Origin of the sequence: Hydrogeniiclostridium mannosilyticum (assembly GCF_003268275.1) — a bacterium.
In the GTDB taxonomy this organism is placed as follows: Bacteria; Bacillota; Clostridia; order Oscillospirales; family Acutalibacteraceae; genus Hydrogeniiclostridium; species Hydrogeniiclostridium mannosilyticum.
In genome coordinates this window covers 166,070-189,907 of sequence record NZ_QLYR01000001.1, presented here as the reverse complement: position 1 = coordinate 189,907, position 23,838 = coordinate 166,070, and the positions used below count along the sequence as shown (strand labels likewise).

Genomic DNA, 23,838 nt, shown 5'->3' with positions numbered 1-23,838 from the left:
TCCAGTATGGAGCACACTGCGCAGGCGATATAGCGGTAACGCCAATTTTCGTTAGGATAAAAAATCCCCGTAGGTGAATCGGCCACCTACGGGAAGTTGATTCTATATATTATCTTCTCTTTGAATTCGACAGTTGTTTTATGAAAATCATGCTTATGCAAATTGGCTGTTGTAAAGGGCAGCATATTTCCCGTCCCTTGCCATCAGTTCCTCGTGATTTCCGACTTCTTTGATATCGCCATTCTCCATATACAAAATCATATCGGCGTCACGGATGGTGGAAAGCCTGTGAGCAATGACAAAACTGGTGCGCCCTTTCATCAGCTGCGCCATAGCGCGCTGGATTAAAGCCTCTGTATGGGTATCCACATTGCTTGTCGCTTCGTCCAGAATCATAATTTCCGGGTCGGAGGCGATGGCCCGGGCGATGGTGAGAAGCTGGCGCTCTCCCTGTGAAATGTTTTCCGCTCCTTTGGAAAGCTCCATGTCATATCCACCGGGCAGCGTTTTGATGAAATTATGCGCACAGGCCGATTTTGCCGCAGCAATAATCTTGTTTCTGTCCATATGCTCTTGTGCATATCCCAGGTTGTCGGCAATCGTCCCCTCAAAAAGCCAGGTGTCCTGCAGCACCATGCCGAAACGATCCCGCAGCTCTTCTCTGGGCATATCCTGTATATTGACGCCGTCCACCATGATAGCGCCGCCGTTAATCTCATAAAAGCGCATGAGCAGGTTGATCAGGGTGGTTTTGCCTGCGCCGGTCGGTCCCACAATCGCCACCTTCTGACCGGGTTTGACGGTTAGATTTACACCGTTCATCAGCAAACGGTCAGGCGTATACCCGAACTGAACGTTTTGGAACGTCACGCTGCCGGAACGGTCTTTGGGAATGATGCCGTGTTCTGCGTCCGGCAATTCTTCCTCTGCGTCCAGCAAAGCGAAAATCCGGTCTCCTGCGGCTTTGGATGCGCCGAAGCTTCCCGCCATACCAGCCAGCGAGGAAAACGGCTCGGCAAACCGGCGGGTGTACTCGAGCATAGCCTGTACATTCCCCACTGTGATAAGGCCGCCGATGGCGCTCAGACAGCCGATGACAGCGCAAACTACATATCCCATATCGTTGACCAAGGTGGTAATCGGGCTGACGGCTCCCGCGGTTGTTTCCGCCTTATAGGAACTATGTTTCAGTTCATCATTCAAAGCAGAAAAACGCTGCTTTGCTCTGTCCTGATAACTAAAGGACTGGACGACCTGCTGGCCGTTGTACATTTCCTCAATGTATCCGTTGAGCTGGCCCAGTAACTGCTGCTGCTTTTCATAATGCCTGCCGCTGGACTTCATCACGCCCGCCGCGCTGAGCAACGACAGCGGCACCATAATGATCGGAATGATGGTCAGCTTCGGGCTGATTGCCAGCATCATCAAAAGGATGCCGATTGCCGTGATTACCTGCGTAACAATGGAGGTCAGGTTCTGGCTGACGGTATTATTGATGGTATCGACGTCGTTGGTGATCACGCTGAGAATGTCGCCGTGGGTATGGGTATCGTAGTAGTTCAGCTTCAGGCGGTGCATTTTCCCGTCAATGTCGCTTCGGATTTCGCGCATAACATTGGCAGTGACCTTCGCCATGTGAAATCCCTGCAAAAACGAAAAGAACTGGGAAATCAGATAGAGGCAGACCAACGCCGCCAGCAGCCAGAGAATGGTTTCCCAATAAAACACACCGTCCCGGATGCTGTCAAACAGGGTTGTTGTGACCTTGCCGATCACAAACGGGGCCATCACGGTGAAAATGGTGCTGACGGAAGCAAACAGCAGGACGAAAAACAACCGCAGCCTGTGGGGCTTCAGATACCCTAAAAGCCGTTTGAAGGTATGGGTTTTCATGTCAGACGGCCTCCTTTCCCAACTGGATCTCCGCAATTTCACGATAGAGCGGGCAGTTTTTCAAAAGCTCCTGATGTGTTCCCTGGCCGACGATCATTCCATCGTCAACAACCAGAATGCGGTCGGCGTCCAAAATCGTGCTGACCCGCTGCGCCACCATTATTATGGTGGCGTCTCCCATGGCCGCTTTCAGGTTTTTGCGGAGCGTCTGGTCGGTTTTCATGTCCAAGGCGGAAAAGCTGTCGTCAAACACATAGATCTCGGGCTGTTTCATAATCGCCCTTGCAATCGCCATCCGCTGGCGCTGCCCGCCGGAAAGGTTTGTCCCCCCTTGGGCGATCCGGTCATGATACCCGTTTTCCTTTTTCAGGATAAATTCCTCGGCGCACGCAACTTTCGCCGCCGCCTGCCAGTCCTGCTGCGTGCCATCCTCTTTTCCGAAATTGAGGTTGGAGGCGATATCGCCGGAAAATAAAACATTTTTTTGCGGGACATAGCCGATCAGGGAACGGAGGTCGTCCACAGCATATTCCTTGGCGTTCACGCCGTCGATCAGTACTTCGCCGAACAGAGGATCGTACAGGCGCGGGATCAGTTTCAGGATACTGGATTTGCCCCGTCCCGTTCCGCCGATAATGGCGGTGATTTCTCCGGGATGCGCTTCAAAGCTGATATCTTTTAAAATCGGCTCCGGCGCTCCGGGGTAGGCAAAGGTCACATGGCGAAATTCTACCGTAGAACGGAGAGGGCGCTCCTGCAAGGAAAACGAGCCGTCCCGAATCGTGGTTTCTGTCTCCAACACCTCTGCAATACGCCCTGCACAGGCATATGCCGTGGGGAACATCATGATGACAAGGGCCAACATCATCACCGACATCAGCACCATGCTGATATACTGGCTGTTCGCAACCAGAGAGCCGACCTCCATGGCGCCTGTTTCAACATAATAGGCGCCAAGCCCCAAAACCGCCGCCGTGGTCACGCCGAAAATCACGTTGATGACTGGCAGCAAAAGGCTGGTGATTCGGCCAGACAGCATGGCGGTTGCAGCATAGTCGGTATTCGCCTCGCCGAAACGGCGGCTTTCCGCCTGCTGCTTATTGAAAGCGCGGATGACCCGGACCCCTTCCAGCGATTCCAGAAACAGCTGATTGAGACGGTCCAGTTTTTTTCTAAGTTTTACAGAATAGCGGGAAGCAAACAGAATGACAATGCCACACCCCACCAATAATACCGGAATCGCAACCGTAAGGACAGAGCTGACCTGTCCGCCGGTAGCAGCGGAGAAAATCAAGCCCGCCACCGCCATCATCGGCGCAAGGATGCCGATCCGCAAAAGCAGGGTAAGAAAGTTTTGCACATTTGTAATATCCGATGTGCTTCGTGTGACGAGACTAGCTGTACCAAACTTATCCAGTTCGGCAGCTGAAAAGCTCTGCACCTTTTCAAAAACCTGTCCACGAAGCGTTGCGGAAAAGTCCGTGGAAATGCGGGAAGCGATTTTCACCGACCAAAAATTGACAACACACGCCAACACCGTAACCCCCGCCATGACAGCGGCAAGGATGAAAATGGTGCTGCGGGAAGAATCGGCCACCCCGCTGTTAATCATTTGGGCGAGCAGCGAGGGGAGCATCATTTCTGCAACCGCTGCAAACAAAACCAGTACGGAAAGCAGCCAAATTTGTTTCCCTTTTAATTTCACTCTTGAAAAAATGGCTCTCATAAAAAATACCCCTTCCTCATAGTGTCGGCCTGATTCCGGACAGCCGGAACATCAGCTTCCCCAACGCATACTGCTGCAAACCCATGTATTCCTGCACAGACACTGTACCGCCAAAGTTTAAAACCTCCATATTTCCGCTGCGCCCGGTGATATAAATACCGGATGAGGTAAAACCGTTTTTGAAATAAAATTTTTTGCGGGCAATCCGCTGTTCTTTGTTTTCGGCGGTATCATCCAGCCGCTCAATCAGCAAAACAATTTTTTGATCGGGAAAACGCCTGCATATCTCCTGTAGGATCTTGCTTCCGGTACCCCGGCTACGGATTTTTGAGGAAACGGCCAGGTAATCCACCATTACCATATTTTTGTAGGGAATCACCACCACAAACCCCAGTACCCTCCCGTTTTCCATCGCTGTCAGTATCTGTGCCTTTCCTTTATTTACAGAATGTCGAACCGCAGAAAAGGGTTTTCGTTCCGCTTTGGGAAAAGCCTCCATGTAAATCTCCTTGATTTCTTTCCACGGTTTTTGATTCGCATTTAAAACATCCATCTTCATACGCCGCCCTTGCAATTTTCTCCACTATACAGTATGATAATCTATACAGTAACTGTAATGTCAAGGGGTTTTACGATGACAAAGAAAAAATATTTATATACCACAGGGCAATTTGCCAGGCTCAACGGCATTAACAAGCGCACGCTGCATTATTACGATGAGATCGGGCTGTTTTCCCCCGAATTTAAAGGGGAAAACGGTTACCGCTACTACACCTGTTTTCAGACGGTGCAGCTGGAGCTGATTCTAATGTTGAGAAAAGTCGATTTATCAATCGAAGAAATCATTCGTTATCAGCAAAGCCCCTCGGGAACTTCCTTTTCGGAGTTGATCACAGAGAAGAAGAAACTAATTGACAAATCCATTCAAGAGCTTTTAAATGCTAAAAGCTTCTTAGAACAAAAATCCCAAAAGCTTTCCCTGAGTCTTACAGCCAAGGAGGGGGAGATAGAACTGCTTACACTTCCCGAACAGCGTATTTTGCTCAGCGACCCAATTACAGGCGCTTATGACGACGATGACTTTGCGGTTGCGGGAGAGTTTTCTTTGCGGCTGAAATCCATATATGGTCTTTATGATAATTTCGGGAGCCGGATTCTAGCAGAGAAAATCGTAACCGGAAACTATCATGATTACGATTGCTTTTTTGCTTACGGCAGAGAGGATATCAAAATCTATGACGCCGTACGCCCAGAAGGTACCTATCTGCGGGTCTTTTGTCTGGGGGGATGGAAAAATCTGGAGAATGTTTACCAGAACATCTGCACTTTTGCAGAGGAAAACCAAATGGAGTTGGTCGGATATTCCTATGAGGAGGGCCTAAACGAAATGTCCCTGCAAAGCCGTGACGATTATATTACTATGATCACAGTCGGCTGTAAAAAGAGCGGATAATGGTATATAAAAAAATAGTATTTGATTTTGTGTTGTCAAAAAGCCTATACCTATGAAAAGCATTGCAAATACTGACTTTTTCGCAGATTAAGATACTCAAAACAATAATAATTTTTGCTACTTTGGTGTCCAAATGGTGCCCAGATTTCCTATGGTGGTATAAAACGATACGAGCAGATATAAGAAAAAACATACTATGTGAAGGCGAAAGCACTCGTTGCTTTCGCTCTCTTATCTGTCACATAAGCAGGGGCGAACGCACTTTTCAACAGCGGGCGAGGCCCGTTCATCTTGACCGTTGACGAGGGTGGCTGGCCCTGCTATCTATCATCAATAAAAATAGAAAAATTCATATATGGGCGCTATAATAAAAACATACAAAGTGGCAAACCGGAAGTTGACGGGGTGATATTATGAAAAAGATAATGGCAGTTATGTTATCGTTGCTTGCTTGTACGGTTCTATTTACGGGGTGCAGCACTTTCCCCGAAAGCAATGAAGAACAGTCCTTAAAGGTATATTCGTTTAGCGGAGAAAATGAATATATTTCTGTATCGAATGGCGTAATTATTTTAGATGGCAAAGATGAAATTTGCTATGGTGGTGATTTGAAAGTGATGTCAGACGATTTTGCTGATATTACCGCATATTCAACTACCATTTATATTAACGGAAGTGAAAAAGAAATTTTGCTTTCTAATGGTGTTGATGATCAAACAGGTGGGAAAATAGATGTTTCTGGTAATGTTGGGGAAATTTCTTGTGACTTTCTAAGAGATGGCGACGCTGATAAATTGGCTGATAATTTGTGGTTTAAATTAAAAACAACCAATTTGAATGGAGAAGAAAACACTTATCAGGTGCAATTAGAAACAACTGAAATCACAAAGGCAGCCGACAACTAATTTCCAGAGTTTTACTGTTATGGACAACCCTGTCCATAAACAGTCTGCTCGCTAAGTTAACTAAGTTAATGCAGAAAAACCGGAGAAAGCAGCTCGCTCTCTCCGGTTCGTTCTATTTTAACTGAGAACGGCAATTGACAAGCGCAGATAAGTGTGTTATCATAGTTAGTATATGCTAACTTTGCGGATTGGTGAATGGAGATGAAGGATAGGAATGATGATAAATAAAAGGCTGATTGGAACGGTCAGCGAAAGTAAAAAGTATGTGGCGGGCAATGTTCTTCTGCAGTGGTGTTCGCTTGCGGCGAATATTATCATGATGATCAGCATTACCAGGCTTCTTGCAGGATTATACCTGAAGGCTGCGGATATGAAGGCTTTGCTGACTGCTTTAGGAATCGCGGCGGCGGCGCTTCTTATTCGTTTTTTCTGTACTATCGGCGCTAACCGGATGGGGTATCTTTCTTCCAGGGCAGTCAAAAAGACATTGCGGGAGTTAATTTACCGCAAACTCCTGAGGTTAGGCGCCTCTTATAATGATCAGGTGAAAACCAGCGAAGTTGTGCAGGTAGCGGTAGAGGGTGTAGATCAGTTGGAAACTTACTTTGGAGCCTATCTGCCTCAGTTTTTTTATGCTATGCTGGCACCGCTGACCCTATTTGCAGTGCTTTGCTTTGTAAATATTCCATCGGCTGTTGTACTGTTGGTCTGCGTCCCACTGATTCCAGCTGCAATAGCGGCAGTACAGACATGGGCGAAAAAGCTTCTGTCGAAATATTGGGGGCAGTATACTGCGCTGGGGGATACTTTTCTGGAGAATTTGCAGGGGCTTACTACCCTGAAAATTTATCAGGCAGACGAGTTCAAAAGCAAAGAGATGAACATGGAATCCGAGAAATTTCGCAGGATAACAATGAAAGTGCTTACAATGCAATTGAACTCCATTACGATTATGGATTTGATCGCTTACGGAGGGGCGGCTCTCGGTGTAATCATGGCAGTGACGCAATATACGGCGGCTCAAGTGTCGCTTGCCGGATGCCTGCTGATTATTCTGCTGGCGGCGGATTTTTTCCTCCCTATGCGGCAATTGGGAAGCTTCTTTCATGTCTCCATGAATGGCATGGCTGCCAGCGACAAAATTTTTCGTTTGCTGGATTTGGAAGAAAATCCGTCTAAAGAGGAGAAGGTGCCGGAAGACTGTTCGATTGTCTGCTGCAATCTGCGCTTTTCTTATGAGTTGGATCGGGAAATCCTCCACGGTGTGGATATGCGGTTTCCAGAGGGGAGCTTTACGGCATTAGTTGGTGAGAGTGGCAGCGGAAAATCTACAGTTTCCGCTATTCTGACGGGACGCAGCAAGGGATATGGCGGTTCGGTTGCCATCGGCGGCACAGAGCTGAAGGATATCAATGAAGGATCCCTTCTGCAAAATATTACCTATATCAGCCATCAGAGTTATCTGTTTAAGGGGACAGTACGGGATAATCTGCTTATGGGAAAGCCGCTTGCGGCGGACAGCGATCTGTGGGAGAAACTGGAACAGGTGAATTTGACTGCATTTTTGCAGTCTGAAAAAGGGCTGGATACGCCTTTAACAGAAAGAGCTTCTAACCTTTCAGGCGGCCAGCGTCAGCGGCTGGCGCTGGCGAGGGCGCTGCTCCATGACAGCCCGGTCTATATCTTTGATGAGGCAACCTCCAATATTGATGTGGAGAGCGAAAACGATATCATGTCGGAGGTTCATAAGCTGGCGGAGACAAAGACGGTGATTCTCATTTCCCACCGTTTAGCGAATGTAGTAAAGGCGGATAACATCTATGTAATGGACGGCGGAAAGATTGCCGAAAACGGAAGCCATGAACAATTGTTGAAAAAGCATGGGTTATATGAAAAGCTGTGGACTACCCAACAAGCCTTGGAAAATTACGGAAAGGACGGTGCAGAAAGATGAAGAAGAGAAATGGATTTCAAGTAATGGCCCGGTTAATCGGGCTGGTAAAGCCCTTAACGGGTTTTATGCTTCTTGCTGTTTTGATGGGGTTTATCGGGCATCTTTGCGCCGCTTTCATCACTATTTTTGGAGGCTATGCGGTGCTGGAAGCCTTGCGGTTCGATACATCTTTGAACCTCACGGTACTGTTTGTTTGTGTGGTGGTATTCGCTGTGGCGCGTGGTTTTCTCCGTTATGCAGAGCAGGCGTGCAATCACTTTATCGCCTTTAAACTACTGGCTCTTTTGCGGGATAAGGTGTTTCAGGCGTTACGGCGGCTATGTCCCGCTAAATTGGAAGGACGGGATAAAGGGGACTTAATCTCTGTTATTACCTCTGATATTGAACTGCTGGAAGTGTTTTATGCGCATACCATCTCGCCGGCAGTCATTGCCTTTCTTTTTACGGTTGTAATGTGCTTGTTTATTGGTTCCTTCCACTGGCTGCTGGGGATTGTTGCCCTGCTGGCATACCTGGTTATAGGAGTGGTGATCCCTCTGGTTACCTCTAAGCTGAGCGGCGACAATGGGATGAGGTTCCGCGCCAAATCCGGCGAATTGTCCAGCTTTGTGTTGGACAGCCTGCGCGGGCTTTCTGAAACCCAGCAGTATGGCCAAGGCCTAAAACGTCTGACCGACATGAACCGGCAGACTGACGGCCTTGCCAAAGATGAAGAAAAGATGAAACGCGCCGCCGGTAGGAACGCGGCGGTGACGAATGTAGCGGTGTTGGCTTTTGATCTGCTGATGCTGTTTACTTCTGTTTTGCTTTACCAAGGCGGTATGGTCGATTTCACCGGCGTGTTAATTCCGACGCTCTCCCTTTTTTCCTCTTTTGGTCCGGTTATCGCTTTGGCGGCTTTGGGAAGCACCTTACAAAACACCTTTGCAGCCGGCAACCGGGTGCTGGACATTTTAGATGAAACGCCAATGGTGGAGGAAGTAACGGGAAAACCGGAAATTACCTTTGCCGGAGCGGCAGCGGAACAGGTCACCTTTTCCTATGGGACGGAAATTATTCTTTCCAATGTCTCGGTAGAAGTACCGGAACATTCTGTTGTTGGCATTGTGGGACGCAGCGGCAGCGGAAAATCCACCCTCTTAAAGCTGCTGATGCGTTTTTGGGACGTGCGGCAGGGCAAGGTGATGATCTCCGATATGCCCATTGACCAAATCAACACCGCAAACCTGCGGGAACTGGAGAGCTTTGTGACCCAAGAAACCCATTTGTTCCATGACAGTATCAAAAACAACCTGCGGATTGCCAAGCTGGACGCGGCAGATGAAGAAATAGAGTCCGCCTGCAAGAAGGCGTCTGTCCATGAGTTTATCATGAGCCTGCCCCAAGGCTATGATACGCCGATAGGGGAATTGGGGGATACCCTTTCCGGCGGGGAGCGGCAGCGTCTGGGGCTTGCCCGTGCATTTTTGCATGACGCGCCTCTCCTGCTGTTGGATGAACCGACCAGTAATCTGGACAGCCTAAATGAGGCTGTAATTTTAAAATCGTTGCACGAGGAGCGAAAAGGCAAAACCGTGGTGCTTGTATCTCACCGCCAGTCTACCATGCGGATGGCCGACAAGGTGTATTCCGTGGAACATGGGAGGATAAGCTGATGGGCAGAAGCGTGGAGAAAAAACGACAGAGGGAAAAGGAACTGGTCTCTCAAATGATTGCGATTTACTGTCACAAAAAGCACCGCATACGCAATGGGTTGTGTGCGGAATGCCGGAAGCTGGACGAATATGCCAAAACGCGGAGTGACAAATGCCCATTTATGGAAACAAAAACATTTTGCTCAAACTGCAGCGTACATTGCTATAAGCCGGAAATGAGGATAAGGATCCGGGAGGTTATGCGATTTTCAGGACCGAGGATGATATTTCATCATCCGATTTCCGCCGTCCGTCATGTAATCGAAAGCAAACGGGAAAAAAAGAAACTGGAGGGACAAAATGGGGATTCGTAAAGTCTTATATATTGCGGTCGGCTGTATCGGTGTGGGAATAGGCGCCGTAGGCGCGGTATTGCCGCTCCTTCCGGCGTTTCCATTCTTACTGCTGGCGGCGTTCTGCTTTGCCAAAAGCTCGGAAAAACTGCATCGCTGGTTTACCGGAACAAAGCTCTACAAAAATAATTTGGAAAGCTATGTCAATGGGAAGGGCATGACCTGGAAGACAAAAATACGTATTATGATTACCGTAACGCTTCTTATGACGGTTGGGTTTCTCATGATGCGCCAAGTATTAATCGGAAGAATTGTTTTGACCTGTGTGTGGGTATTCCATATTGTTTATTTTGTGTTCGGGGTAAAGACTTATAAGCAACCGGAAGTGTAATCATTAAGGTGATAGACGGCGCCCGCTGCCAGCGCAGACGGGATTGCTGTTTCCAAACGTGTGAAGGCTGCACGCGGTACCAGTATATCATGGGAATGAAGCTGGCGATAGCTGTTTCGACTTGGGGGTAAGCAGGATGAGGCTGATTAAAAAATATTTCGGTAATACCCGGAAGCCGGATGGAGTGCTTGGAAAGCTGATGGTAAGCGGTATGAATAAAGCCCATGCGGCAGTATCAGACTGGGGCATGGAGCATTTATCGTCCATCCATCCCACGGAGATTGTAGAATTGGGCTGCGGGGGCGGACGCAATGCTGCTCAGCTGCTCAGCCGTTTTCCAAAAGCAAAGCTAACGGCATTGGACTATTCTGAGGTATCCGTAGAAAAAACCATGCGGATCAATTGGGGGAATATTCAGAACGGAAGGTGCCGGGTGCTGCAAGGGGATGTGTCCGCTCTGCCTTTTGCGGAAAGCAGCTTTGACCTGGCCACAGCATTTGAAACCGTGTATTTCTGGCCGGGGCCGACAGAAAGCTTCCGGGAGGTATGGCGCGTCTTACGGCCGGGCGGTATATTCTTGATTGTAAATGAGTCGGATGGCACAAACAAAGACGATGAAAAATGGCTGGGTATAATAGACGGCCTTCACATTTTTAATAAAGCGCAGCTTTCGGCTTTTTTGAAAGACGCCGGTTTTCCCAAAATGACCGTGGACCATGATAAATCAAAACACAGGCTTTGTATCATAGCGGTAAAATAAAAATACTATCCCCAGGTAAATCATACGGCCCTTTCCGTATTTGAAGAAAACAGTTCCCTTTGATAATAGCCGGCCTACTTACCTTATGGATAAGGACGGCAATGTGTATGCCGGTATTCCGGAATTAGATGCCGCAGTGCTTTCGGAAAATGCCATTGCCTGCGATGAGAACGGAGAACTCATTGCTTTTTCGGTCTTTGATGCGAAAAGAGTGAAGGTGCTTTCTATGGAGTCAGCGATGGAACAGTTATCAATGAATGTGGGCTGGTAGATTTATCGGTTCATAGTAAACTGAAAGGGACGCCGCTTCAAATACGGCGTCCCTTTTCTCTTTTTAGCAATGCTATCAGTTTCTTGTGTTTTCAGGATCCATAAGCAGCCAGTCTATCGCGTTGACAACCTTGATCCCTTCGTAGTTACCGATTGTAAATTTATCTAAGGTCAGTACGGTTTTTTCATAGTTGTCTTTGATTAGGCGAAGCGGTTTCAGTTCACGTTCAAAGGTTTCTTCTGCGGTCATATCCGCCGTTACCTGATAATAGATGATATCGTCGTCTTTTCTGGCAACAAAGTCTACCTCAGCATTTCCAACCTTACCGATATTCACCTGGTATCCTCTGCGCAGCAGTTCAAAGAACACAATATTTTCCAAAGAGAAGCCTAAGTCATAGCGTTTCTTAGGAAGAATATGGCTGCGAAGTCCTAAGTCAACCATATAGAACTTACGGTTGGATTTCAAGAGCTCCTTGCCTGCAATGTCAAAACGCTCTGCATCGTAGAAGATGAATGCTTCGATCAATGCTTCCACGTAATCATCCACAGTATTGGCAGAAACCTTACGGCCGTTTGAGGCCAGATAATCGGTTATGCCTCTGATGGAAACAGGGCTGCCTATCACACTCGCAAGATATTTGGAGATTGCTTTAAGCAGTGCTATATCTGTTATCTTACGCTTATTCGGATCCTTTTCCCTGCGCCTTTGCCGTTCCTCAATATCCTTTATGATGACCGTATTGTAGATACCCTCTAAATAGGTGTTGACCTTTTCTTTCTTACGGTCCATTCGGGCAACATAAGGCAATCCGCCGATTTTCATAAACTCAGCAAAGGCTGCGTCTTTCTCCATACCGGTCATTTGCCAGAATTCACGGAAAGAAAGCGGCAGCATCTTTATCTCAATATAGCGGCCTGTGAGCAGTGTGGCAAGATCGCTTGACAGCATATATGAGTTGGAACCTGTGATATACATATCCACATAGTCTTTCACATAGAAGCTGTCAACGACTTTCTCATAAGAATCCACCATTTGAACCTCATCCAAGAAGATGTAGTTCTTTTTGCTTTCGTCTATATGCTCTTTCAGATATTGGTACAGTCTTTTATAGTCTGTCAGTTCTTCGTTTTCCAATTCCTCAAAGTTTATATAGATGATTTGTGATTCTTCTGTGCCTTCGCTTAAAAGCATTTCCATATACTGTTTGAGCAGTGTGGATTTTCCGCAGCGGCGAATGCCGGTAACAACCTTTATTACCTCTTCCTCTTTCCAGGAGCGTAATTGCTCTAAGTATTCCGTTCTCTGTACCATAGAAACACCTCCGCTTAAAGTATTCCCATTATAGCACACAATATTCAAAAAGTCAACAGATATGCCGAAATCGGCACATAACAGAAAAATCGACAAGGATATTCCGAAATCAAAGAGGCTTTTGAAATACAATTCCCTGTATTTGTTGAAATAACACGCATTAAAGTCGTAATAAATAAGTATAAAACCAAACCGAAAAGGAGTTTTTAATCTATGTTAATTGCAATCGATCACGGAAACAAACAAATCAAGTGCAGCCGCAGAACCTTTGTATCGGGACTGCGGGAAAGCGACACAAAACCGCCCTTTGGTAAGGAAATCCTGTTCTACAAGGGTAAATATTACACCCTGACCGACCAGCGTATTCCATATATGCGGGACAAGACGGTGGACGAGCGCTATTTCATCCTTACGCTGTTTGCCGTTGCCTTTGAGCTTGCCGGAACCGATTACCGTCAGGACGAGATTGCCGACGTGCAGCTCGCTATCGGATTGCCCCCGGCTCATTACGGAGCACAGTATGAGCGATTTGAAAAATACTTTTTGGATCGTGATATTATTGATTTCCAGTTGGACGGCAAACCGTACTCTATTTACATCAGCAAGGCCATCTGCTTCCCGCAAGCCTACGCCGCAATTATGCCTATCTATCAGAAAATACGCCAGTACCCAAAGGTGGCAGTGTTGGATATCGGTGGATTTACGGCAGATTATCTGCTTGTTAAGAACGGCGAAGCGGATCTGTCGACCTGCGACTCTCTGGATAACGGTGTTATCACTCTTTATAATAGCGTTAAGTCCAAGGTGAATGCGGACTTCGATATGCTGCTTGACGAGTCCGACATTGACGCTATTCTGCAGGACAAGGAAACAGACTATGACGACGCCATTATTCGTATTGTAAAGGAACAGGCACAGTTCTTTGTGGATGATCTTTTCGGCAAGCTGCGTGAGCGTATGATTGATCTTCGTTCCGGGAAGGCCGTCTTTGTCGGCGGCGGCTCTATTTTGCTCAGAAGGCAGATTGAAGCCTCCGGAAAGGTTGGAACACCCATCTTTGTTGACGAGATTTCTGCCAATACAAAGGGATATGAGTTGTTGTTCAAAGCATCGTGTATGGGGTGATGCGAATGGCAAAGAAGGATTTATATAAATTTACCATCCAATTTAACAGCGGTGATCCGCAGCATCAACAGACGTCAGAGATATTGAACCGGCAGGGACGGCGCAAGGCACAGTTTCTTGTAAATGCCGTCATGCACTATCTGCACTGCTCTGAAACGCCCAACATACCGCAACCTGCGCCGGTGGATACGGCTGTTATTGAAACGATTGTGCGCCGTATTATGAGCGAGCAGCACAGTGAAGAACCAACCATGCCAAAGCCGGCAGAGCGTAAGATTCCAAAATCAAAGGACATTACTTTCGACCAGGATGAAGCGGATATGCTGGGCGAGGACGGTATGGCTGCTATCGCAAATACAATGGCAATGTTCAGACGAGGATAAGCCTATGAAGAAAGTGATTGATTATTTGCTTTGGAAAATGTGACCTGACTCACAAGGGGAAATTCTGTCCAAATTGATGGTGGACTGAGGGGCGGTTCACTGTGAACCGCCTTGAACTTCCCACTTTAAGAGAGAATACAGCAGAAAGAAAAACAAGAGGATATATGCGGTTTGTAAGAGCCTGTTATCCGGCAGATATTCGGCAAGGCGAATCGAACCTAAACCGACTGCGCTTTTTCTTTCTGCTGTAGTGAAAGCTTGAAAAACCACAAAAAATAAATTTATCGCTTTATAAACTATTGTGTTTTTCGAGAAACATGCTATACTGTTTCTGTTAGTCACTTCTGCTGTTCCCGGATCTAAGTTCGGCGGGAATAAATCTTGATTCGATTTGGGTTGAAGGTATGGATATAAGCTATAAAAAACTATGGAAATTGCTGATTGACAGAGATATGAAAAAGAAAGACCTTGAAAAGGCCGCGGGTATCAGCAACTATGTCATTTCCAAAATGACCAGGAATGAAAATATCACGGTTGAAACCGTGGGAAAGATCTGCAAAGCACTGAATTGTACGCCGAATGACATGTTGGAATTCGTGTCCGACAGTGAGTAAGAGGTTTGAGTATGAACAGCATTTTGAAAAAAATCAGGCAAAGTGATGCCTTTAATAAAGAAAATCGAATCCCCTACACAAAGGTGATCGTGTTGATGAGCTTATTTACCTTTGTGTTTCTGGGCGCGGAATTTCTGTTTGTCAATATGATCTCACGCACGGTTTTGGGAAATCAATCGGTAAATGCCCAAAACTATGCGCTTGGTATCAGCGTCATCGGTTTTGTTCTGTATCCTGTTTTCTCTCGATTTTGTAAAGGAAAATGGCAAACCGCACTTGCAATGTGTGCAGCGATTTTGTCGGTTATTTGTCTTTTTATGATATGCCGCCATGCCTCTTATGCACTTACACTCGGCATGGGACTCTTGCTGTTTCTGATTCTCGGCGCGTTTGGAAGTGCCGTATTCTACAAAACACTATGTCTGTTAGAGGACAACACCTATATTGCGCGACTGACAGGCGTTTCCTATATGCTTGGAATCTTGCTTCAAATCGCAAACAACAATTTGGTTCATATAGATTACATAGAAGCCGGCATACTTTCTGCATTTATAATATTGCTGGCATTTATGCTGATAAAAGCAGAGAAAAACAGCGTTGTCCCTGCCTTCTCCAAAAGCAAAACCGAAGAGGAAAACGATGGAAGCGGAAAGGATAGCCTGAAAATCATTTTGCTCCTCGTCCTTTTCGTCGCACTGATGACCTGTATTTTCAGCACCATGGACAATGCGGTCACCGTATACCACGCAAACGGAACGGTGAATATTGGTCAGTGGCCGAGAATACTTCTCGCACTCAGCGGTCTTATGGCAGGTTTTTTGTTTGATATTGCAGGCAGAAAATATGTGAGTGTGATCATGTACTGCGTAATGCTTCTGTCTACGACCTGCCTTGTCATTATTCAGTTTGCCGGGCCGTTCACGGTGGGTCTGGTCATATTCTATCTGTCCGCCGGCTTCTTTGCTGTTTTCTTTACCTCTTCCTTTATGGAGATCGCCCGATACACGGATACCCCCGAGTTGTGGTCAGGGTTTGGCAGAACCGTCAATAATCTTGTTGCCGCTGCAATCTCGGGAGGCTCCCTTGCACTTTTGCATTCCGAAAACAATATTGTCATGATCACCATAGAGCTGATTTTATTCGTGGCCACCAGCATTGTCGCGCTTTTCTATACCAACAAAAGAAAAGCGTTTTTTGACAGGCTTGCCGAAGCGGACAGCAGCGAACTAAGCGGCGGTGAAAAACTGCAAAGGCTGGCAGAGCAGTTTTCGCTGACACAGAGAGAAACCGAGGTTTTCGGACTGCTTGTCAATACCGAAGACGGATTGCAGACGATAGCCGACGGTTTGTATGTCTCCAGACGAACCTTAGAGAGATATGTCTCCGCCATATATGAAAAAACAGGTGCAAAATCCCGGATCGGGCTTGTTACTCTTTATAACAATGCATAATAAAACATAACAAAAAGCATTTTATCCTCCCGCCGATGTGGGAGGATATTTTTTGCGGTTTTTTCAGGGAAAATCGATATTTTGCCTCGATTTTAAGAATGGCGGAGTTCCGCCACCCCATTTTCGGCAGATTGGCGGACTTCCCTTATATCAAAATCGGCACTCTGTAAGTATAATTATATGCAAAGACGGTCGGGAGGAATACGAATTGCAACACAAACTCTTATATTTTATCGAAAGGTATAATAAGAAGTATTTGCCCAAAATTTTAACTGTCCTTTTGCTTGCAAGTTTGGCTCTGAGTGCCTGTGCCAAAAAGCCTTCGGAAACATACAGTTCTACATCAATCCCAGAGCCTTCACAAAACACATCTACGCAGGCGGAGCCGGTAACGCTGGAACAGGCGCTTCTCAAGGAACGCGGCAAGCCGTATGACCAATCGGACTACAAAAAATTTCTCGGCGGCGAGGGCATTATATACGAGTATGCCGAATTCGACTGTAATCTGGATCACAGCTACAGTAAAACCATTAACGATCTCGTGGTGGCTGACGGAAAGCTGTACCAGGCAAATTTCAACTCCGTTTTGGCAAACGGCAAGAACATACAAGAGGTCGGCACTCTGCCCGAAAAAAACATCCGGTACTGGCGTCTGACCCATGACGGTGAAATGGGAGAGATTTACTTAAATGACGGCTCCGGTTATAAGATCAGCAACCCGCCGTTTGCGGCCTCACCTATGGATAAAGCACAGCATCCGCTGTTCCGAAAGGTTTACCGCTATGCTTCCGACGGAAAGACATTGGAGGATCATACGGCAGAATACTTAAATGCCGATAAGGTCTACTCCGGCGATCCGATAATCACCGTTGTCGGCGGTAAAGTCAGCCTGCTTTTTTCGGGCAAATATCTTGACAAGGGTACGACCGGCTGGAATTGGTATCGGGACATGGACCGGCGGGAGTACATTGCCTTTGATTTGGAACTGTCCGAGCTTGCCGGCGAAGCACCGATCCGGCTGTTTAATCGGAACATTCTGATGACCAATTGTGCCTTTTATGAGATCGTGTATGCCTCGGAGCCTTTGGACGACAGCGACACAAAAGCGCAGCTTGCGCCGGACGCCTCGGTGTCTCCCTACTATCCCGCAGCGCAGCATCTCAACTGCAATGTAAAGCTAAGAAAGCTTGATCTGCTTACCGCTTTTTACAGCGATGTGCGCAACATCAGCACAAGCCACGTGATCACCGAGGACTATACGATGCTCCCCATCGCCGAGGTACTTACAGACGGATACGGTGCGTATCAAAAATACGATCCCTGCCGTTTCTATTGGGACTATGATCAGAAATAAGGAAAAGGAGAGAAACACGATGAATGCAAAACGAATCACGGCGCTTGCGCTGGCTTTGGTCATGATCTTGCTTCTTGCCGCATGCGGCAGCAAAACCGTTGTGAACGATGACGGCACAAAAACCGAACAAACAGAACGCGGAGTCAAGGTGACGCAAACGGCGGCAAAAGCCGTGCAGACCGAAAAATACGAAACCGCCGATTTCAGCATGACCATCCCGAAGGGCTGGACGGTAACGACCGGCGGAACAAATATCTACCACAGTATTCGGGTAAGCGACCCGAACGAACCGCTCAATCAGATGTTTGTGCTGCTCAAAGCAGAGGTGTTGCTACACAGTCAGGCAGGTAAAGATGCATGGCAGCAAAGCTACAGTATGGGAAATACACAGGCGGTGCTTTTTGCAAAGGCTCCCGTGCTTGAAAACCCCTCAACCGAAGGCTTTTACAAAATTTTCCCGCAGTGTGCGGCGTTTGTATCTGAGGTTGACCCCGATTATTCCGGATATACTTTCCCACAGTTTAATGACTTCACCGTCACCGACCGCTATCCCTCCGCCAGCCCATTGAAGTCCTCCGCCCTGGGCGATGAGCAGCTCCGCGCCACCTTTACGGATAACGGCAAAGAGGGCGAGGGCCTATTTGCCGCCAGTGTGGTGGACTTTGGCAGCTTTGCCATCTCCAACGGCAATGTGGTAGGCTATCAGCTCCAGGCGGTGGACGGCGGCTACTATATGGCTTACAACATCGTTGCTGTTACCGCCGCAAAGGACACCTTTATCGAGTGGGAAGGTGTGCTGACCGATTGCTTCAAAACCCTGCAGTATTCCGACAGCTTTGTCAGTGCCACCAATCAGGCAAGCAATGAAAAGGTTGCCCTTGCTCAGCAGATCAGCCAGAACTTTAATGCGACTATGGACGGCTTTATGTCATCATGGGAAAGCCGCAACAGGAGTCAGGACATTATGAGCCAGAAGCAGAGCGACGCCACCCTCGGTTACGAGCGCGTGTACGATACCGAAACCGGTGAAATTTACAAGGCCACCAACGGCTTTACCGATGTCTATGACGGCAAGCGGTACAAGGCTGTGACCGATGACAATATGTATGCCGAACCGATAAGCGGCTATATTGAAAAGCGATAAGAGAGCAAGAACGGTTTACCAATAAAACGAGAATAATAAGGAGGTTTCAGACGATGAATGTAGTGCCGCATTCCGTTCCGCCGGACAGTAATACGATGAAAACCACGCTTCCGTACAACCGGAAATATGTGATCTTTGCCGTCTATGAAGTGCTGGATAAAAACGGTGCCGAATATGAAAAAACAGACGCATCCACCATTTTAGCAGAGATGTCGGTATACGGTAATTTAAGCCGGTTTTCCGTCTCCGTAAATGAACAGGAAACGGGAACGGAAATCACCGTAACGATGATACATCCTTGCGAGGGACTCTCCGCCTCCGGCGTTCAGAGATCTGTAACCGCTGTCGCCGACAGCATTTTGCAATATCTGGAAAACGATCTGGAGATAAACAGGCTGAAGGCTTGATTTGTAATTATAAACGAAAGCCTGAAGCAAAGAAAAATCGGAGGAAATGTCTATGAGAAAATTCGGAGAATATGTCAGAGCGGCATATGGGTGTTTCTCGGCAAAATGGATTTTCGGTGCGCTTGCAGCACTTAGCATTTTGCCTAACTTAATAAAAACAATACTGTTGTGTATAACAAAAGAATCGCTTGGTACCGGCGCAGTATTTTTTGCAGATCTGCTTTGTGTTGTCTGTGCTTCTGCATTTGCTTTTTTTGCAATCCGTTCGGCAAACGGGCAGACAAAGCAAGCCGCTGTCATATGGGTGAAGGGCTACCTTCCCTGTATTGCGGCTTTGTACGGGGGCGAAATTCTGATAGAGCTTCTGGGCGGGCATTTCGGACTGACCGGAAAAATTATAGGGTGCGCTGCTGCCGGCATATTGCTTGGACTGTCTTTTCATCTGCTTAGATTTGCTATGAACGGTAAAGTCAAAAGAAAAGCAGGTCGGGAAATCGTCCGAATCGGAGCCACCATATTGCTTGCGATTGTCTGCTGGTACCTGCTTCCGTACCTTTTCGGTCTCGGCGTGCGAGCCGTCTTCTCCGGAAACAAGGTATGGAGCGCAAAGCTCGTGGCAGGACTTTTGAACACGATCTTCCGTTGGACACTCCTTATGCCTGTACTGAAATTCGTGTGCGGCAAAGAAAGACAGCCGGAATCAAACGAAGAAACTTTACAGACGGAAAACAAAAAATCCTTTTTGGCCTACATTCCGGTATGTGCCAGCGTTGCCGTATTGTTGATCTCCGCCGTACTGCTCTTTCCGCAAACGGTTTCGCCTGCCGACAGACTGAAGGATGAATATTATTCCCGCACGAACATGGCGTGCTATAACCTGCTGGGTGGCAACATCATAACGGCGGTCAACGAATACAGCGATATTCAGCGGGAGCTGGAGGTGTGGAAAAGCGTTGCCGACGGCGGCTGGAATGATATCAGCGAGCAGGAAATTGCTTCAAATCCGATGCTTGCCTATCTTGATACCTATACCAACCACACCGAAGACAGGCTGGAAGCAATGGAGAAGAATTACACGGCAGGCTACATTAAGGACACCGATTACTGCTTTGAAATGTTGTCCGAATATAAAAAAGCCGACACCCTGACGGCGGAACAGAAAAACCGGCGGACGGAGATACTGACGAATCTGGCGGCAAACGGACTGTTTGTCGGCGGACTTCCGGATGTGAAAGAAAAGGCCGCAGCAATGGCGGATGTTATAGAGAATGCGGCTTCTTATCGGAACAGTTTTGAATATGCCGAGCTGCTCGCAAAAATGCGTGTCGGCGTCCGAAACGGTACCAACATTGCCGATTCCGTCGGCACAGGTATTACCTATTCTATCGTGGACAACGCGATTGAAAAGGCGCTGAAAAATCCGGAGGACTTCGTGTGGAATTACATAGCGGTCATGCTGTATAACAATCAGGACCGTCATACCCTGTACCTTACTTCGGAATACTCAGCTGACTTTCAGATTCTCACTGTCGTTGAAAACTTTGAAAAGCAGTTTGAAAAACAGCTCGGAAATGATATTACCAAGGAAGAACAGCTTGGAATCAAGAAACTGGTCATGCAGACCTATCTGCGGGCGTTGGCGCTGGATAAATGCGCGGATTACGGATTGGAAGCGCTGAAAAGCCTTGATAATTCCTATATCCGGGAAAACACCATGTATGCGCTTTTGAAAACCGGTCGGTACGATGAGTGCTTAAAGCTTGCTAAGGAGACGGAAACCGGAACCAATCCTGCGCCTATCTACTATGCGGCGGCGGCTACGCTTGAAAGTGAAGACTTCGATGCTTCCGTAGAATATGCGCTGGAGCTTGCAAAGCAGGCAAAGCTGAGCGAATATCCTAAAAAGGCAGATGAGTTGCTACATTCCTGGCTTGCATTGCTGATCGTAGATACAGAAACCACAAAAGCGAAGTACGGTCAATTGAGCGAGGTACAGATAAGCAGGCTTGAAAGCGATGCGTTTTTGAAAAACTATCTTGAAGCATATGCGAATGCCTACTATTCGACCTACGGCGGGCACTCCGTTTACGGCGATTCCTATACAGCGGCACTCGACAAGGCGATTGCCGCTGCGGACCGGGTCCTGTCCGAGTGCGGCGAATTGTGCTATCCGTATTACCTCAAAGGTGTAGCGCTTGCACAGCAGGAAAAATTTGAGGATGCCGTGAGCGCTTACAAAAAAGCGATTGAGTATAAGAGCGATGATCCGATGATATGGTATGCACTATATTCTGCGTATGCAGAGCTGGAGGACTGGGAGAATGCATATACCGCCGCCGAAATTGCCATCGGTCAAAGCCCGTGGTTCAATTATTACAATGATTACGAGGGCATCGGTATTCATATGTATTCCTACCGTGATCGTGCAAAAGCAGAAATAGAAAAGCAGCATGAAGCGTCACAGAAGGGAGGAAACGAATAATGTTGATTATACTTTCATCTATCGTCTTTATTATTCTGTTCCTGCAAACCTTCTTTCTCGGCGGTACTGTCTGGCTTGGAATTATCGGAATGCTGCTTTGTGCGGCAGGAATTGTACTGTCAATTTTGCTGAAACAGAAAGAAAAACAACGCCTTGCCGCGATATCCGTTTCAGCGGGACTGATACTTTCGGTTTTATGTTCCGTATGGATTACGGCAGGCGGCGGTGCAGGAACGCTGGAACAAAAATCAGCACTTTTGAAGGAAATCGCATCTGCTGAAACTGTGCAGGTCGCTGAAGAAAAATATGATACTTACATTGAAGTTTACGGTGAAGATGACACTGCTGTGCTCTGCCTTGTAAAATACTACATCAAGGCGGATGAGGCGGATAAAAGCGAGTCTCCGCTTTGGAAACTTAAAGACGAAACAAGCACAGAGTATTATCTGACGAAAGTAGACTGGTACAACAAATTCAGCAATGACAGATACTATGTGATCGATACTCTGCTTGACGCTGTTGCCGAGCATCCTACCTGGGCCAAGGGACATCTGATGTTGGGTCTATCTTATTACGAAAGAGAAGACAATACATCTGCAATTTACTATTTGAAAAAGGCGCAGCTTCTTGATCCATCGGACGGCTATTCCCTGTGCTATCTCGGTGTGATTTCCTATGACAGAGGAAGCTATAAGGCAGCGGCGGAATATCTGAACAGTGCTGAGAAACTTGCGGGAAACGACAACTATTTACGGAAGATCATTGATACCTATCGGGAATGCGTAGCAAGGGAGGCGAAATAAATGAAAAAACAGATTTTATCTCTTCTGCTGTGCTGTTGTCTGCTTATAACGGTCTTGCCAATCACTGCTTCGGCAGAGGGAGAAACGCCGACAGGAGGAGCGATCACAAGACCGTCCATAAAAGACATAATCGGCCATATCGGTTCTTCCGCCTACGACGCCTACGACGCCTCACTTAATTTCTGGAATGACTACGGCAACAATATTTCCGGCGGATTCAGCCAGGCAGGGGAGAGATGGAACATTATAAAAAACACGCCTGACTTTGCATCCGATTACGGTGATGCGGTAAAGGTCGGCGACGGGATATTCACGGCAGCGGGTGCGGCGACCAATATCATGGATTCCGTTTCCGCGGCGCATCAGCTCACCCATCCGCAGGATAATCCCTACGCCGCTCATCCGGCTCTCTCCACCGCCTACGACACGCTGACCGCATGGCAGGCGATGATGAACTGGGCGGAGATGGCGGTCGGCGATAAAGACCCGACCGGAGGGGTGAAGTTTACGAACTATCTGCTTGGAGAGGCGGTGAAGGAATGGTCAAATACCGCCACGCAGACGGCTTTGCTGGATTACGCCGATCACAGCACATTGATCGGAACGTTTGATATCACCATACAGAATGTCAACGATTACTATACACATTTATTCCAGGATATGTTTTACCCATCGAGGGACGCGGAATGGTCATTGGAGGACTGGTGGAAAAAGAGCTATTACGACAAGCTGAATTTTTATGCGCAGATGGTAAAGGAAGGTCGCGAGAAGGAATTTGAATGGCTGCGTGATCAGCTACTGAACATGGCGCCGCATACCGGAGGCACAGTTCTTCCAAACAACACCGAGGCAAAAAAGCCGAATATTTATCTCTACCCCGAAACGGAAACCGAGATAACGGTCACCTTTGAAAAGCCGGAATATCTCACCTCGTCCATTCCGGACTATACGGGAGCGTGGACGGTAACGGCATCTCCCGACGGCAAGCTCACCAATGCCGTGGGCAACAGCTACAGCTATCTGTTCTATGAAGCTCTTGTGAAAAAGAAGGCGTTCCAAACCGAAGAGGGTTTCCTTGTTCCGGCAGACAAACGGGATGAAGTATTCCGCCGGGTTCTTACGGATTACGGATTCAATGAGCAGGAAACAGCCGACTTCATTGAGTATTGGTCGGATTATCTGACAAGCGGTGAGGACTACGTCATGTATCCGATACTGACGGACGGTGTTGACACCGCCATGCCGGTATCCTTCTCCGTTAAACCGGACAGCATAACCCGGATATGGTTCGGCTTTGCTCACTATGACGGAAGTGAAATAAAGAAACCCGAGATCACACCGATCGAACGAAAAGGATTTACTGTTGTTGAATGGGGAGGTGCTGTTCTGGATTGATTGACAGAGCAAAATAAAACCGTTCT

Annotated in this window: 22 protein-coding genes; 18 read left to right on the top strand and 4 right to left on the bottom strand. The window is 47.4% G+C overall.

Annotated features, from left to right (window positions below; all coding sequences use genetic code 11):
* Positions 1-153: 153 nt before the first annotated feature.
* From DPQ25_RS00905 to DPQ25_RS00895, 3 genes are read right to left on the bottom strand one after another with little or no spacing between them, the layout of a single operon-like run.
* Positions 154-1,893: an ABC transporter ATP-binding protein gene (locus tag DPQ25_RS00905; protein ID WP_112331296.1), complete on the bottom strand. Its 1,740-nt coding sequence runs from the start codon at positions 1,891-1,893 to the stop codon at positions 154-156.
* 1 nt (position 1,894) lies between these two features.
* Positions 1,895-3,619 (bottom strand): ABC transporter ATP-binding protein, encoded by a 1,725-nt coding sequence (locus DPQ25_RS00900; protein WP_112331295.1) that lies wholly within the window; start codon positions 3,617-3,619, stop codon positions 1,895-1,897.
* Between the two features lie 16 nt (positions 3,620-3,635).
* On the bottom strand, positions 3,636-4,172 hold the full coding sequence (locus DPQ25_RS00895) for a GNAT family N-acetyltransferase (protein ID WP_112331294.1): 537 nt from the start codon (positions 4,170-4,172) through the stop codon (positions 3,636-3,638).
* An 81-nt stretch (positions 4,173-4,253) separates the two neighbouring features.
* Between DPQ25_RS00895 and DPQ25_RS00890 the strand changes: the two genes are divergently transcribed.
* The 8 genes from DPQ25_RS00890 to DPQ25_RS00855 all read left to right on the top strand — a co-directional run bounded on the left by DPQ25_RS00890 (position 4,254) and on the right by DPQ25_RS00855 (position 11,340).
* The gene (locus DPQ25_RS00890) at positions 4,254-5,072 is read left to right on the top strand and encodes a MerR family transcriptional regulator (RefSeq protein ID WP_112331293.1); all 819 of its coding nucleotides are present in this window, start codon (positions 4,254-4,256) and stop codon (positions 5,070-5,072) included.
* A gap of 413 nt (positions 5,073-5,485) precedes the next feature.
* Positions 5,486-5,977: a hypothetical protein gene (locus tag DPQ25_RS00885; protein WP_112331292.1), complete on the top strand. Its 492-nt coding sequence runs from the start codon at positions 5,486-5,488 to the stop codon at positions 5,975-5,977.
* 217 nt (positions 5,978-6,194) lie between these two features.
* Positions 6,195-7,931, top strand: a complete 1,737-nt coding sequence (locus tag DPQ25_RS00880; RefSeq protein ID WP_112331993.1) for an ABC transporter ATP-binding protein/permease — start codon at positions 6,195-6,197, stop codon at positions 7,929-7,931.
* Entirely contained in the window at positions 7,928-9,586 is a 1,659-nt protein-coding gene (gene cydC, locus DPQ25_RS00875; protein WP_112331291.1) for a thiol reductant ABC exporter subunit CydC, read from the top strand. The genes DPQ25_RS00880 and cydC overlap by 4 nt, the downstream gene beginning before the upstream one ends.
* On the top strand, positions 9,586-9,939 hold the full coding sequence (locus DPQ25_RS00870) for a nitrous oxide-stimulated promoter family protein (RefSeq protein ID WP_112331290.1): 354 nt from the start codon (positions 9,586-9,588) through the stop codon (positions 9,937-9,939). Before cydC ends, DPQ25_RS00870 begins: the two co-directional genes overlap by 1 nt.
* Positions 9,926-10,309 carry a YbaN family protein gene (locus DPQ25_RS00865; protein WP_112331289.1) on the top strand — a complete coding sequence of 128 codons (384 nt, stop codon included), beginning with the start codon at positions 9,926-9,928 and terminating at the stop codon, positions 10,307-10,309. The genes DPQ25_RS00870 and DPQ25_RS00865 overlap by 14 nt, the downstream gene beginning before the upstream one ends.
* A 136-nt stretch (positions 10,310-10,445) precedes the next feature.
* The gene (locus DPQ25_RS00860) at positions 10,446-11,069 is read left to right on the top strand and encodes a class I SAM-dependent methyltransferase (RefSeq protein ID WP_112331288.1); all 624 of its coding nucleotides are present in this window, start codon (positions 10,446-10,448) and stop codon (positions 11,067-11,069) included.
* Between the two features lie 40 nt (positions 11,070-11,109).
* On the top strand, positions 11,110-11,340 hold the full coding sequence (locus tag DPQ25_RS00855) for a hypothetical protein (protein ID WP_207657284.1): 231 nt from the start codon (positions 11,110-11,112) through the stop codon (positions 11,338-11,340).
* A 75-nt stretch (positions 11,341-11,415) separates the two neighbouring features.
* Here the strand turns inward: DPQ25_RS00855 and DPQ25_RS00850 are convergent, their stop codons facing one another.
* Entirely contained in the window at positions 11,416-12,654 is a 1,239-nt protein-coding gene (locus DPQ25_RS00850) for an ATP-binding protein (RefSeq protein WP_112331286.1), read from the bottom strand.
* A gap of 213 nt (positions 12,655-12,867) precedes the next feature.
* On the opposite strand from DPQ25_RS00850, the gene DPQ25_RS00845 reads away from it, so the two are divergent.
* The 10 genes from DPQ25_RS00845 to DPQ25_RS00800 all read left to right on the top strand — a co-directional run bounded on the left by DPQ25_RS00845 (position 12,868) and on the right by DPQ25_RS00800 (position 23,812).
* Positions 12,868-13,779 (top strand): ParM/StbA family protein, encoded by a 912-nt coding sequence (locus DPQ25_RS00845; protein ID WP_112331285.1) that lies wholly within the window; start codon positions 12,868-12,870, stop codon positions 13,777-13,779.
* 5 nt (positions 13,780-13,784) lie between these two features.
* On the top strand, positions 13,785-14,162 hold the full coding sequence (locus DPQ25_RS00840) for a hypothetical protein (RefSeq protein WP_112331284.1): 378 nt from the start codon (positions 13,785-13,787) through the stop codon (positions 14,160-14,162).
* A gap of 404 nt (positions 14,163-14,566) precedes the next feature.
* Complete coding sequence (locus DPQ25_RS00835; RefSeq protein WP_112331283.1) at positions 14,567-14,776, top strand: helix-turn-helix domain-containing protein; 210 nt, start codon at positions 14,567-14,569, stop codon at positions 14,774-14,776.
* 11 nt (positions 14,777-14,787) lie between these two features.
* The gene (locus tag DPQ25_RS00830; protein WP_112331282.1) at positions 14,788-16,227 is read left to right on the top strand and encodes a LuxR family transcriptional regulator; all 1,440 of its coding nucleotides are present in this window, start codon (positions 14,788-14,790) and stop codon (positions 16,225-16,227) included.
* Positions 16,228-16,435: 208 nt separating this feature from the next.
* Positions 16,436-17,581 carry a hypothetical protein gene (locus DPQ25_RS00825; RefSeq protein WP_112331281.1) on the top strand — a complete coding sequence of 382 codons (1,146 nt, stop codon included), beginning with the start codon at positions 16,436-16,438 and terminating at the stop codon, positions 17,579-17,581.
* Between the two features lie 19 nt (positions 17,582-17,600).
* Entirely contained in the window at positions 17,601-18,725 is a 1,125-nt protein-coding gene (locus tag DPQ25_RS00820; protein WP_112331280.1) for a hypothetical protein, read from the top strand.
* A 53-nt stretch (positions 18,726-18,778) separates the two neighbouring features.
* Positions 18,779-19,132, top strand: coding sequence for a hypothetical protein (locus DPQ25_RS00815; protein WP_242978175.1), 354 nt, complete (start codon positions 18,779-18,781; stop codon positions 19,130-19,132).
* Between the two features lie 52 nt (positions 19,133-19,184).
* Positions 19,185-21,614, top strand: a complete 2,430-nt coding sequence (locus tag DPQ25_RS00810; RefSeq protein WP_112331279.1) for a tetratricopeptide repeat protein — start codon at positions 19,185-19,187, stop codon at positions 21,612-21,614.
* Positions 21,614-22,417 (top strand): tetratricopeptide repeat protein, encoded by an 804-nt coding sequence (locus DPQ25_RS00805; RefSeq protein WP_112331278.1) that lies wholly within the window; start codon positions 21,614-21,616, stop codon positions 22,415-22,417. Before DPQ25_RS00810 ends, DPQ25_RS00805 begins: the two co-directional genes overlap by 1 nt.
* Positions 22,418-23,812 (top strand): SGNH/GDSL hydrolase family protein, encoded by a 1,395-nt coding sequence (locus tag DPQ25_RS00800; RefSeq protein ID WP_112331277.1) that lies wholly within the window; start codon positions 22,418-22,420, stop codon positions 23,810-23,812. It begins immediately after the preceding gene.
* Positions 23,813-23,838: the final 26 nt, after the last annotated feature.